Genomic DNA, 12,016 nt, shown 5'->3' with positions numbered 1-12,016 from the left:
CCGGGTCTGGTCAGGATCCGGGGCGCCCATGCCGAAAAGCGATTGGAGCATCACCCTAGGCTTGACGATCTGTCAACCCCCTCTCTCGGTCCGTGAACACCGCGCCGCCAGGAGGCGTCGGCCCAGTGGTGCGGTGTCGCGAAGGTCATGCCGCGGCGCCACCTGTGTGTCATCTCGCTCTCGCCATAAGTTCGTTAGGATCCGTCGCCAAGACGCGCATGACATGATAGAAATCGCCACCGGACGCTCTTTCGATTGAGGAAAGCGCTACGGAGGAAGACGCGGATGTTCGGCACGGAAACGCTCGACGCGCTCGATCAGCGCATTCTCAACGCCTTCCAGATCGATCCGCGCGTCAGCTGGGGCAAGCTGGCGGAGGTACTCGGCGAGAACGACCGCACCGTCGCCCGCCGGGCGCAACGCCTGCTCTCCGGCGGGGTGTCGCGCATCACCGCGATCCCCGACGACCAGCGGTACGGGAGCCGCGTTCCGATCCACATCTGCGCCCAGACCCCCATGGGCGAACTGGACCGCGTAGCCGAGGAGTTGGCACAGCGCGGCGATGTCCGGACCGTGCTGGCGACGACCGGTGACGAGGGCCGGCTGTGGTTCGAACTGGTCGTGCCGGAGCGCGCCCTTATCCACTCGATCCTCGCCGACGAGCTTCCCGCGCGGTTCCCGCTGCGCGGCATGCGCTCGCACGTCGTCCTGCGGATGTTCAGCGCCACGAGCCAGTGGTACGCCCGCCATCTCACCGACGAGGAGATCGCGGCTCTGCGCCGCGGATCCCCCGCGTACCAGGACGACACGCAGCCGTCCCCCGCCACCGGCACCGGCCGGGACCGGATGGACGAGCTGGACGTACGGATCGCCAAGCTGCTCCAGCGCAACGGCCGGGCGACGATCAGCGGAATCGCCGAGGAGCTCAAAACCTCAGTGCCGACGGCGAGCCGCCGGCTGGAGGCCATGCTGGCCCGCCGGCATGTCCAGCTCCGCGCCGAGATCGCGTCCACACACCTGGGCCTGTCCGTGGAAGCCCAGCTTCACCTGACGGTCAACCCCGGGGCGGTCGAGGAGACCGGGCGTTACCTGGCCACCCTGCCCGAGGTGCGCTACTGCGTGGCGGTGACGGACAGCCGGGCGCTGCTCCTCGACATCGCCGTGGCCACGGAAGAGGACGTCTACCGGTTCATCAGCCATGTCTCCGGCGAGCTGCCGGGCATCGTCGGCTTCGAGGTGTCGCTGATCACCAGGACCTACAAGCGTGGTGGCCTCCGCAGGGACGGCTCACTGATACAGGAGTACGCATGATCACAGGCGAGGATGAAGTCGCCCGCCTCTGCTCGGAACTGATACGCATCGACACCTACAACCACGGCGACGGCCGTGGCGCCGGGGAACGCCTCGCCGCCGAGCAGGTCGCCACCTGGCTGACCGAGGTGGGACTGGACCCCGTCTACGTCGAAAGCGCCCGGCGGCGCGGCAACGTCGTCGTCCGCCTTCCGGGCACCGACCCCACCCTGCCGGGGCTGCTGATCCACGGTCACCTGGACACGGTGCCCGCCATCGCCGGAAGCTGGACCGTTCCGCCGCTGTCCGGCGAGATCATCGACGACTGCGTGTGGGGCCGCGGCGCGGTCGACATGAAGAACATGGACGCGATGATGCTCGCGGTCCTGCGCGATCTCGTACGCAGTGGCCGCCGCCCCCGGCGGGACCTGGTGTTCGCCTGGCTGGCCGACGAGGAGGCGGGTGGCGAGTTCGGCGCCCGCCACCTGGTGGAGCACCGGCCCGATCTCTTCGAGGGTGTCACCGAAGCCATCAGTGAGGTGGGCGGCTTCTCCGTCCAGGTGGACGCCGGAGTGCGGCTGTACTTCATCGAGACGGCGCAGAAGGGACTGCTGTGGCTGCGCCTGACGGCCGAGAACCGGGCCGGACACGCGTCGCTGATCCACCCGGACAACGCCGTGACCGAACTGTGCGCCGCGGTCGTCCGGGTCGGCCGCCACCCCTGGCCCTTCCGGCTCACCCCCGCCAGCCGCACGCTGCTGCGGGAGCTGTGCGACGCGTACGGGCTCGCGTACGACGAGGAGGACCCCGGCCCCGCGCTGGCGGCCCTGGGCCCACTCGCCCGGCTCGTCGGCGCCTCCCTCACCCACATCTCCAACCCCACCCGCCTGCACGCCGGTTACGCGACCAACGTCATTCCGGAGACGGCGACGGCGGAGGTGGACGGCCGCTTCCTGCCCGGCGCCGAGAAGGACTTCCTGGACACCCTCGGCGAGCTGCTGGGCCCGGGCGTGCGGCACGAGGTCATCGACCGGGACCCCGGCATCGAGGCCCCGTTCGACGCACCCCTGGTGGACTCCATGCTCACCGCCCTGCAGAAGGAGGACCCGGGCGCCCGGATCGCTCCCTACTGCCTGCCGGCCGGCACGGACAACAAGGCCTTCCACCGGCTGGGTGTGCGCGGTTACGGATTCGTTCCGCTGCGCCTGCCCCCGGAGCTGGACTTCGCGTCGATGTTCCACGGCGTGGACGAACGGGTGCCCGTGGAGGCCCTGCGCTTCGGGGTCCGCGTTCTCGACCGGCTGCTGACCACCTACTGAGTACGGACCGAACACCGCCTGACCGGCAACCGACCGCAGTGAGGAAGAACGATGCAGCATCTCTCCACCCGGCGCGTACTCGTGATCGAGGCGATCTCCGCCGGTGCCGCGGTCACCAGGACCGCACACGCCCTGGGCATACCCGTCGTTCTGTTCTCCCACGACGCGGGTGACCGGAAGGTCCCCGACGATCTGCGGGAACTCGTCGACACCCTGGTCGTCGTCGACACCAACGACCGCGCCGCCCTGGAGCGCGCCGCCAAGGAACTGCACGCCCGTACGCCCGTCTCGGCCGTCCTGCCCGGATGCGATGTGTACGTGCCGGCCGCGGCACGTGTGGCCGCGGCGCTGGGGCTTCCCGGACTGGCCGCCGACACCGTGGACGAGGTCAGGGACAAGGCCCTGATGCGGGCGCGCACCGCCGCCGCCGGGCTGCTGGTGCCCCGCCACGCCGAGGTCACCTCCGCCGATGAGCTCGCCGCGGCGGCCGCGGTGACCGGGTTCCCCTGCGTGCTGAAGCCGGTGGACGAATCGGGCAGCATCCACGTCAGCCGCGCCGACGACCGGGCCGCGCTGGCCGCCGCGTACGACCGGCTCGTCACGGACCCCCGGCTCGACCTCGGCCGCCCGCTGTCCGGACGGGCGCTGGTGGAGGAGTACGTGAGCGGCGACGAGTACAGCGTCGACGGCTATGTGCACGACGGCGACGTCCATGTCCTGGCCGTCACCCGCAAACTGCTCGGCCCCGAACCGTACTTCGTCGAGACCGGCCACCTCACCCCCGCGCGGCTGGAGCCGTCCGTGGCCGACGAGACACACGCCTATGTGCGCCGGGTCGCCGAAGCGGTGCATCTGACCACCGGTCCCTTCCACTGCGAACTGCGGCTGACACCCAGGGGCCCGGTGCTCATCGAGATCGGCGCGCGGCTGCCCGGTGACTACATCACCGAGCTCGTGGAGCTGACCACCGGTGTGGACCTGTCGAAGGTCGCCCTCGCCACCGCGCTGGGCGTCGACCCGGACGAGCTCGGCGCGCGCGGCCCGGCGCGGGTGCCCAGTGCCGGAGTACGGTTCTTCACCGCACCGCCCGGCACGCACCACTACCGGGAGCTGACCGGATGGCAGGAACTGGGGCGGCGGGCCGAAGTGCTGCGCACCGCCCTGGCGATCGGCCCGGGCGAGCCCATACCCGAGCCCGGGGACTTCCGGTGCCGCATCGGGCACGCGCTGTTCACGGCCGGTTCCCCGGCGGAGGCCGAAGAGACCTGGCAGGCGCTCGGCGCCGCCGTCACGGTGGTGTGACCTGATGGACGAGACGGTTTACGACTACGTCGCGGTCGGTGTCGGTCCCGCCAACCTGAGCCTGGCGGCGCAGGCCTACCAGTGGGACACGGTGTGCGGGCTGCACCTGGAGCGCAAGGAGTCCTTCTCCTGGCACCCCGGTCTGCTGCTGCCGGAGGCCACCTTGCAGATATCGCCGCTGAAGGACCTCGTCACCCCGGTCGATCCCACCAGCCCCTTCTCCTTCCTCGCCTTCCTGGCCGACCAGGACCGGCTGTACGAGTTCCTCACGGCCGACTTCCCCGCCGTGTACCGCACCGAGTTCAACCAGTACCTGACCTGGGTGAGCGAACGGCTGCCGAGCCTCAGGTTCGGCGCGGAGGTACGGGAGGTGAGCTTCCGCGACGGTGCCTTCGTCATCCGTACCGACGACGCGCAGACCCGTTCACGGCACCTTGTCCTGGGCACCGGCCTCACACCGCGGGTCGACGAACGCTTCCGGACGCACCTGGGGCCGACGGCCTTCCACGCCGGGGAGTTCCTCACCCGCGGGCCACGGACGGCGGGCCGGCAGGTGGCCGTGGTGGGCGGCGGCCAGTCCGGCGCCGAGATCGTCCGCCACCTGATGACCCGGCCGGACCCGCCGCGCGGCATCACCTGGATCAGCCGCCGCCCCTCGTACCTGCCGCTGGACGACTCGCCCTTCACCAACGAGTTCTTCTTCCCCGACCGGGCTCGCGCGTTCCACCGCCTGACCCCGGAGCACCGCGCGCGGCTGCTGGGCGAGCAGAAGTACGCCAGCGACGGCATCGACCTGCCCACGCTGGAGGAGATCTACCGGCGGCGCTATGTGGCCGAGCGGATCGAGGGCCGCACGGACTGGCTCACTCTGCTGCCCGCCTGCGAAATGACCGAACTCGCCGGGGAGCAGGGCCACTGGAAGCTCACCGTCGAGGGGGCCGACCCCGCCGACTCGCGGGTGCTGGACGCCGACCTCGTCGTGTTCGCCACGGGCTACGGCTACGAGCTGCCCGCCTTCATGGCCCCGCTCGCCCCGCGGCTGTCCCGTACCGGCGGACTGCTCGACGTCCACGACGACTTCCGCGTCGGATGGGACGGGCCGGCGGCCAACCGGATCTACCTCCAGAACGGAGCGCGGCACGCCTGGGGCATCGCCGACCCCAACCTCAGCCTGCTGGCCTGGCGCAGTTCCCTCATCCTGCACAGCATCCTCAAGGACCGGTGAGACGCACATGACCGACGCCGCCCGGAGCACGTACGGTCCGGCCGTACCCTTCCTGCCCACCGAGACCGACCCCTGCGGGATGATCCTCAACGAGGCCGACTTCTCCCGCTCCGCCGTGCCCGACGCCCCCTTCAAGTCCGCCCGTTTCACCCTCCCCGCCGGAAGCAGCACCCCGCCGGACGCGCACGACGAGTCGGAGGTGTGGTTCGTCGTCGCCGGTGCCGGGTCCGTCGCGGTCGACGGAGTACGGCGTCCCGTGACGGCGGGGGACATGGTGTCCTTCGCCCCCCGCCAGGGGCACGTGGCGGCCGCCGACGCCGGGGAGGACCTGGTGGTGCTGTCGATGTGGTGGGGCGGCCCCGATGACCGGTGACACGCCGGCGGGGGCCGTGCCCTTCGACCTCGCCGTCGTCGGCACCGGCATCCTCGGGGCGATGGTGGCCTACCGGGCGATGCTGCGGCACCCGCAGTGGCGGATCCTCGCCGTCGACCGGCAGCGGGTGGGCGCCGGGGCGACCGGCATGTCCGCCGGGTTCGACGTGCCGACCGGACGCGGCGAACGGCAGCGCTCGATGGCGGCCAGGAGCACCGCGTTCTACGCGGAGCTCGCCGGCCGGCGGGCGGCGTCGGCCCGCCGGGCCGTCGACGTGTTCTGGCTGGTGAGCGCGGGCGGCCGGCAGGCCCTGGCGGACACCGTGCACGGCAGCCCTCCCGAGGAGGTGGGGGCGGCCCGCGCGAAGGAGCTGGCAGCCGTCTTCCCCGGACTGGCCCCCGGCCCGGAAACCGTTCTGCTCGCCACCGGTCCGGGCAGCAGGGCCGTACCGGCCACGGTGGCCCGCGACCTGCTGCGCGAGGTGCGCGGCACACCGGGCAACGCCGTCCGGGACGGCTGGCACGTACGGGCCGTCGAACCGGCGTACGACGGGCTTGCCCTGCTGAGCTCGGACGGCACCGGCGTCACCGCCCGGCGCGTGGTGGTGGCGACCGGCCCCTGGGCGGTGGACGGACCGTACGGGGACCGGGCGGCCGCTCACGGCGTGCGGACCAAGAAGGTCGTGGCCTTCCACGTCCAGTCACCGCCACCGGCCGGGGCTCCCGCGCTGGTCTTCGAGGACGAGGACGCCTTCCTGCTGCCGCAGCCCGAGCACGGGCGGTGGCTGCTGAGCATCACCTCCCAGGAGTGGGACGTCCCGGCCACCCGGCCGGACCGCCTCGTTCTGACCGCGCAGGACCGGGACATCGCACGGGCCGTCCTGGACCGCCATGTGCCCGGCTTCGGCGCCGGCCTGGCCGGTGGCCAGGTGCACTGCGACAGCTATCCGCCGGACGGCCTGCCGCTGGTGACGCGCGCCGACGACACCGGAAGGGCCGTGCTGGCCGTCGGCGGCGCCGGAGCGGGGTACCGCCTGGCTCCGGCCGTCGCCGAGGACGCACTGAACCTTTTCGAACCCGAGGGACCTGATACCGCATGAACGCCAAGCTGGGCGCGGACTCCCGCCCACCCCGGAACTACCTGCTCACCCTGCCCGAGCCGACCCCGAACGGGCCCTTCCACCTGGGTCACATCGCCGGGCCGTACCTGCGCATGGACGTCATCGCGCGCTTCCTCCGGTGCCGCGGTGACCGGCCCGTCGTCGTCTCCGGCAGCGACGTCTACGACCCGTGGGTGCCGCTCAAGGCAGGGGAGGAGGGCACCACCCCGCGCGAGGTGTCGGCGCGGTACCACGCCCGTATCTCCAGCGACCTGGCCGACCTGGCGATCACGACCGACGCGTTCATCAACGTGGCGGAGGAGCCCTGGCGCGAGCGCTTCGAGCGGGAGGTCGATCACTCGCTGGCCCACCTCCGCGGCCGCGGAGCGGTCGTCGAACGCACCGAACGGGTCCTCTACAGCGAGTCGGCACGACGCCACGTCGTCGGCGCGTGGCTGCTGGGCCGATGTCCCGACTGCGGTGCCGGCACCGCCAGTTACTTCTGCGAGGAATGCGGTGCGCACTTCCTTCCGGAGAACGTTGTCGAACCGCGCTCCCGCAACGACGACGGCCCCCTTGCCTGGCGTGAGATCGACAGCCTCTTCCTCGCCCTGCCCGACGCCGAGCGGCTCGACGCCCGGCTGGCACGGATGTCGGTGCCCGAGCGGTACCGCGCCACCGTCCGGCGCTTCCTGGCCAGGGAAGGTCTTTCCGTACGGCTGAGCGCTCCCCAGGAGTGGGCCGTCGACCTCGGGCGCACCGAACCGCAGGTGCCGCGCGGACTGTTCTCGTACACCGGCACGTTCATGTTCACCCGCCTCGCCGGGGAGATCCACGGCATGCTCACCGGCACCGGTGTGAACGCCTTCGCCCCGGAGTCCGACGTGGTCACCGTCACCAGCCTGGGCATCGACAACGTGATTCCGGTGCTGGTGGGTATCGTCGGCACCTCCCTCATGTATGAGGACATGCGGACCTACGACCGGTGCCTCATCACCGACTTCCACCAGCTCGCCGGAGAGAAGTTCTCCACGAGCAGGCGGCACGCCATCTGGGTGGCCGACATCGCGCGGGCCCGCAACGTCAGCGTGGACGCCGTGCGGTACTTCCTCGCCAAGGTCAACCCCGAGGCGGGCCCGGCGAGTTTCGAACCGGCGGAATTCCTCGCGGAAGCGGGCGACCGGCTGAGCGGACGGTTCGGCGCGAGCCTCGCCGCCTGCCACAAGCGGCTGCCGGAGCGGCCCGGCGCCCCCGACGGCAGACTGATGGCACGGCTGGACGCGCTGCTCGGCGACCAGGAGCGGGCACTGGACTCGCCCCAAGTGTCGACCGCCGCCGCGGTACGCGCCTTCGACACCTGGTGCGACACCGCTCCTGGCCCCGACGCGCACCCGGACACCGCCTATTGGTGGCTCAAGGGAGCGGCGGTGCTCGGCTGGCCGGTCATGCCCGGCTTCGCCCAGCAGACCTGGACCACCCTGGGCGGCGACGGCGAGCCGAGGCTCAGCGCCTTCCTCCACCCCACGGCGCCGGCCACCGCCGGCGGGCCGGTGGTGTTCCCCCGGCCGACCGCCGCTGATCTGGCGCCCTGCCTGCCGCAGACGCTCGCGAGCCCGGCGAACCCGGTCTCGTGACCGCTCCCGCCGCGAACGGTCCCGCGCCCACCAGCCCCGCACGGAAGGCACAGCCATGACAGGTCCTGCCGCACCGACCGCCCGCTACCTCGTCCTCAACCGCTTCGACGACGAGTTCGGCGCCTACCACCGGTACCTCGACACCACCCGGTTCGCGCTGGCGTACCTCACGCTGGCCGACTGTGCCGGCGTACTGGACCGCGACAACGCGCTCGACACCGTCGTGGTGCCCGACCTCGCCTTCGAAACCCTGCTGCCGGAGGCCCGCAGGCTCCACGAGCGCCACGGCTTCGACGGGATCGTCGGACTGTCGGAGTACGACCTGCTGACGGCGGCCCTCCTGCGGGCCGAGCTCGGCGTGAGCGGGTGGAGCCCGGATTTCGTACGCGACTTCCGGGACAAGCCCCGGATGAAGCAGCGGGTGCGTGCCGCGGGCCTGCGCGTACCGCGCTTCCTCGAACTGGACGCCGATACCGGTGCCAACCGGGTCATCGACGAGCTCGGCCTGGCCGTCGTCCTCAAGCCACGGGCCGGCGCCGCCTCCCAGGGGGTGGTCCTGGCCACCGGGCGCAACGAGCTCGCCCGGGCCCTGGCCTCGGTCGACCCGGCCGAATACCAGTGTGAGGAGTTCGTGGCGGGTTCGATCCTCCATGTCGACGGTGTCCGGCGCGGCGGGGGCTTCCACTTCGTCAGCGCCTCCCTGTACGTGAACACCTGCCTGGCGTTCGCCGCCGGAGAGCCGCTCGGCTCGGTTCTGCTGGACGACGGGCCACTGCGCCGGCGCGTGGTGGAGTTCGCCGCCGCGTGCCTCGACGCTCTCAACCTGTCCGACGGAGCCTTCCATCTCGAACTGCTCCACAGCGCGTCGTCGGACGAACTGTTCTTCATGGAGGTCGGCCTGCGGCCCGGTGGCGCCGAGATCCCCCTGCTGCACCGCGACCTGTTCGGCGTCGACCTCATGGGGGAGGCGTTCCGGGCGACCGTGGGGCTGCCGCCCGTCGGCGACCCCGCCGACTTCCGTACCGCCCCCGGTGGCGGCTGGGTCCTCATCCCCGAGCCCCGGCCGTTCCCCAGCCGCATCCTGTCCCGCACCCCGCTCGTGGGCAAGCTGCCCGAGGTGTACGCGGAGACCGTGCCCGAGGTCGGGGAGGTGTTCGACGGGGACGGCGGGTACCTCCACGTCGGCGGATCGTTCCGGTTGCGCGGGCCCGGACAGGCGGCTGTGCACCGTGCCGTCCTCGACGTCATCGACCGCTACGAGCTGATCGCCGAGCCGGTCCATGACCACGGCTGAGCGTCTCCCCTCGCCGCTGCGGGTCCCGGCGTTCCGCAGCCTGTGGCTCGGTGAGACCGTCGCCGGACTGGGCTTCCAGAGCACGCAGTTCCTGCTGCCGCTGCTCGCGCTCACCGCGGCGGGCAGCAGCGCGACGGGCGCGGGACTGGTCTCCGCCGCGCAGTTCCTGCCGGTCGTCGTGTTCTCGCTGGTCGCGGGCGCCGCCGTCGGCAGGGTCTCCGTGAAGGCGCTGCTGATCACGTGCAACGTACTGCGCGGCCTGACCATGGGTGTGCTGGGCATCGTCTGCCACGCCGCCGGGCCGGGCATCGGGCTGCTGATGGCGGTGGCTTTCGTCATCGGCGCCCTGACGGTCTTTCACGACATCGGACACCAGGCTGCCGTGCCCCACTCGCTGGCGGCCGGCCGACTCACCGAGGGCAACGGGCTGCTGGAGGCGAGCTACTCGGTGGCGCAGATGGCCGGCCCCGCCGCCGCCGGGTACACCGTCCAGGAATTCGGCCTTCCGGCCACCGCGGCGGCCACCGCCGTGGTGTTCACCGTCGCGCTCCTGTGCTTCCTGCCCCTGCGCCTGCCGACGGTGGCGGGCGCTGAGGCGGCGCCCGCTGTGCGGTCGGTGCTCAAGGGGCTGCGCTTCACCTGGCGCCACCGTGCGCTGCGCGACCTGTGTGTGCAGTCCGCCCTGTTCAACCTCCACGAACAGGCCCTCGTCACCGCGTTCATGGTGTTCGCGGTGCGGTCACTGGGCCTGTCCAGCGGCATGGTGGGCGTCATCGTCGGACTGGGGAGTGTGGGCGCGCTCGCCGGGTCCCTCTGGGTGGGGCGGTACGCCGCCCGGCTGCACGTCGGCGCTGCCGTCACCTGGTCGCTCACCGTGTCGGCGCTCTCGCTGCTGGCGGGCGTGCTCCTGGCCCTGACCGGGCCGGCCGTCCCCGCGCTGGCCGGGGCCTTCGTCGTCAACGGTCTGGCGCTCGCCGTCTACAACGTCTACGCCCTGAGCCTGCGCGGGGTGCTCGCGCCCCCCGAGCGCCTGGGGGTCGTCATGGCGGGCTACCGGCTGGTGTCGATGGCCCCGATCCCGCTGGGCGCGCTCATCGGCGGTGCACTGGCCCAGTCCGCCGGACCGGGCGCCGCGATGGTCGTCATCACCGCATCCCTGACGCTGGCCTCCTTCGCGCTGCGACGCTCACCACTGCGTCGCATCCGGCGGCTGACCGACCCTGCCGAGCCGTCCCTGGAGCGAAGATGACCTGCCGGCCCTCACAGCCGCCGGCTCAACTGGAAGACGACGGAACCGTCTCCGGTCGCCCGCTCGGCCACCACCTTCATTCGCCCGGACGCCTCACGCAGTTTCCGGTATTCCTCCGCGGCGAATTTCAGGCAGTAGTTCGTCACGAACACCTCGTTCACCCGCGTCCCGTTTCCGGGAATGACCTGGGCGGTCACCGCCGCCATGGTGGGCGCGCCGTCGCCGCTCAGCGCGAGTGGCGTCAGGTAGACACCGTATTGGGATTTCCGTACGCCGGGCCGGCTGCGCTCCAGCGCGAGCTGGGAGAAGCGGCGCATCAAGTCGCACTGGTAGAAATTGAATACGTGCTGCCAGCCGGCTTCGGAAAGCACCTGCATTTCGGAGAGGAAGAGGTCGCCGGGCCGCAGGATCTCGTCGAGCATCGCGCTCACCGCCGCCGGGTGCTCGTTCCCCTCCTCGAACCCCAGCATGGTGACCAGATTCCTGGTGCCCGGCAGCCGGTAGTCGAGCCGCCCGAGTTCCTCGAAGAGCGTGTGATGGTAGGTGAACCGGCCGGCCGCGAGCACCGGCGCGAGTTCCCGCTCCATCGTGGCGCGCGAGGCCGGGTTGATGTCGACGCCGTTGTAGCGCCGGACGTCGACGCCGCGCTCCCGCAGCCGCCGCAGGACGAGACCCGTCTTGACCGGCTCCGGCCCCAGCTCCGTGTACTGGATCGGTTCCCCCTCCAGGCCCTGGCAGAGGTCGTCGACCACGTGCTTGAGAGCGCTCCTGAGCGAGTGGCCGTCGCCCTCCGCGCACCCCAGGCGGGCATCCGCCATGCCGCGCTCATTGAGGGACCGCATGAGGTGGAACACCTCCTCCAGGGAGGTGCCGGCGGTGCGGGGCGCGGCCTCGTCGTAGTACTTCTCGGCGTTCTCCGGAACCGTGACGCGCGATGCGGGGACCCGCAGCAGCGCCGCCAGGGAGTTCCGTATCCGTTCGGTCAGAGGCTCGGCCCGGAGGACCGGTTCGAGCGGGTGCACAGACGACGACTTCACAGACGACGACACCACAGACGAATGCACAGAGCGGCTCCGGGAGATCGAGGACTGTTGACCACGCCGCCGAAAGGCGGTTGGAGAAAGCCTGTTGACTTCCCAGCCACCCGTCTACGCATGACAGGAGGCCGACTCCGGACATGTCCAGTGCCGGACAATCGACCCTTCGCGACATGAGACAACCAGGGGGATTT

10 protein-coding genes are annotated in these 12,016 nt (G+C 71.4%); 9 read left to right on the top strand and 1 reads right to left on the bottom strand.

Annotated elements, in window-relative coordinates:
* Positions 1 to 285: 285 nt before the first annotated feature.
* The 9 genes from G412_RS0103520 to G412_RS0103480 are packed head-to-tail and all read left to right on the top strand — an operon-like array spanning position 286 to position 10,785.
* Entirely contained in the window at positions 286 to 1,311 is a 1,026-nt protein-coding gene (locus tag G412_RS0103520; RefSeq protein ID WP_028810852.1) for an Lrp/AsnC family transcriptional regulator, read from the top strand.
* Positions 1,308 to 2,609 carry a M20/M25/M40 family metallo-hydrolase gene (locus tag G412_RS0103515; RefSeq protein WP_028810851.1) on the top strand — a complete coding sequence of 434 codons (1,302 nt, stop codon included), beginning with the start codon at positions 1,308 to 1,310 and terminating at the stop codon, positions 2,607 to 2,609. Before G412_RS0103520 ends, G412_RS0103515 begins: the two co-directional genes overlap by 4 nt.
* Before the next feature lie 51 nt (positions 2,610 to 2,660).
* A complete protein-coding gene (locus tag G412_RS33135) occupies positions 2,661 to 3,911 on the top strand; it encodes an ATP-grasp domain-containing protein (protein ID WP_051338107.1) in 1,251 nt (416 codons plus the stop codon).
* Positions 3,912 to 3,915: 4 nt separating this feature from the next.
* Positions 3,916 to 5,136, top strand: a complete 1,221-nt coding sequence (locus tag G412_RS33130) for a lysine N(6)-hydroxylase/L-ornithine N(5)-oxygenase family protein (protein ID WP_051338106.1) — start codon at positions 3,916 to 3,918, stop codon at positions 5,134 to 5,136.
* Positions 5,137 to 5,143: 7 nt separating this feature from the next.
* Positions 5,144 to 5,509, top strand: a complete 366-nt coding sequence (locus tag G412_RS0103500) for a cupin domain-containing protein (protein ID WP_051338105.1) — start codon at positions 5,144 to 5,146, stop codon at positions 5,507 to 5,509.
* Positions 5,499 to 6,608 carry an NAD(P)/FAD-dependent oxidoreductase gene (locus tag G412_RS0103495; protein WP_051338104.1) on the top strand — a complete coding sequence of 370 codons (1,110 nt, stop codon included), beginning with the start codon at positions 5,499 to 5,501 and terminating at the stop codon, positions 6,606 to 6,608. The genes G412_RS0103500 and G412_RS0103495 overlap by 11 nt, the downstream gene beginning before the upstream one ends.
* A complete protein-coding gene (locus G412_RS0103490) occupies positions 6,605 to 8,242 on the top strand; it encodes a class I tRNA ligase family protein (protein WP_028810848.1) in 1,638 nt (545 codons plus the stop codon). The genes G412_RS0103495 and G412_RS0103490 overlap by 4 nt, the downstream gene beginning before the upstream one ends.
* A 55-nt stretch (positions 8,243 to 8,297) precedes the next feature.
* Positions 8,298 to 9,536, top strand: coding sequence for an ATP-grasp domain-containing protein (locus G412_RS33125; RefSeq protein WP_051338103.1), 1,239 nt, complete (start codon positions 8,298 to 8,300; stop codon positions 9,534 to 9,536).
* Positions 9,523 to 10,785: an MFS transporter gene (locus G412_RS0103480; RefSeq protein WP_028810847.1), complete on the top strand. Its 1,263-nt coding sequence runs from the start codon at positions 9,523 to 9,525 to the stop codon at positions 10,783 to 10,785. The genes G412_RS33125 and G412_RS0103480 overlap by 14 nt, the downstream gene beginning before the upstream one ends.
* 11 nt (positions 10,786 to 10,796) lie before the next feature.
* Here the strand turns inward: G412_RS0103480 and G412_RS0103475 are convergent, their stop codons facing one another.
* On the bottom strand, positions 10,797 to 11,822 hold the full coding sequence (locus G412_RS0103475; protein ID WP_028810846.1) for a hypothetical protein: 1,026 nt from the start codon (positions 11,820 to 11,822) through the stop codon (positions 10,797 to 10,799).
* Positions 11,823 to 12,016 lie beyond the last annotated feature (194 nt).

This window comes from Streptomyces flavidovirens DSM 40150, from assembly GCF_000429085.1.
Classification (GTDB): domain Bacteria; phylum Actinomycetota; class Actinomycetes; order Streptomycetales; family Streptomycetaceae; genus Streptomyces; species Streptomyces flavidovirens.
The sequence above is the reverse complement of the archived record's forward strand: the minus strand, read 5'-3'. Positions and strand labels throughout refer to the sequence as shown.

Coding starts and splice junctions, on each gene's coding strand:
- G412_RS33135 (WP_051338107.1), top strand. CDS start 2,661: ATGCAGCATCTCTCCACCCGGCGCGTACTCGTGATCGAGGCGATCTCC.
- G412_RS0103500 (WP_051338105.1), top strand. CDS start 5,144: ATGACCGACGCCGCCCGGAGCACGTACGGTCCGGCCGTACCCTTCCTG.
- G412_RS33125 (WP_051338103.1), top strand. CDS start 8,298: ATGACAGGTCCTGCCGCACCGACCGCCCGCTACCTCGTCCTCAACCGC.
- G412_RS0103515 (WP_028810851.1), top strand. CDS start 1,308: ATGATCACAGGCGAGGATGAAGTCGCCCGCCTCTGCTCGGAACTGATA.
- G412_RS33130 (WP_051338106.1), top strand. CDS start 3,916: ATGGACGAGACGGTTTACGACTACGTCGCGGTCGGTGTCGGTCCCGCC.
- G412_RS0103480 (WP_028810847.1), top strand. CDS start 9,523: ATGACCACGGCTGAGCGTCTCCCCTCGCCGCTGCGGGTCCCGGCGTTC.
- G412_RS0103490 (WP_028810848.1), top strand. CDS start 6,605: ATGAACGCCAAGCTGGGCGCGGACTCCCGCCCACCCCGGAACTACCTG.
- G412_RS0103495 (WP_051338104.1), top strand. CDS start 5,499: ATGACCGGTGACACGCCGGCGGGGGCCGTGCCCTTCGACCTCGCCGTC.
- G412_RS0103520 (WP_028810852.1), top strand. CDS start 286: ATGTTCGGCACGGAAACGCTCGACGCGCTCGATCAGCGCATTCTCAAC.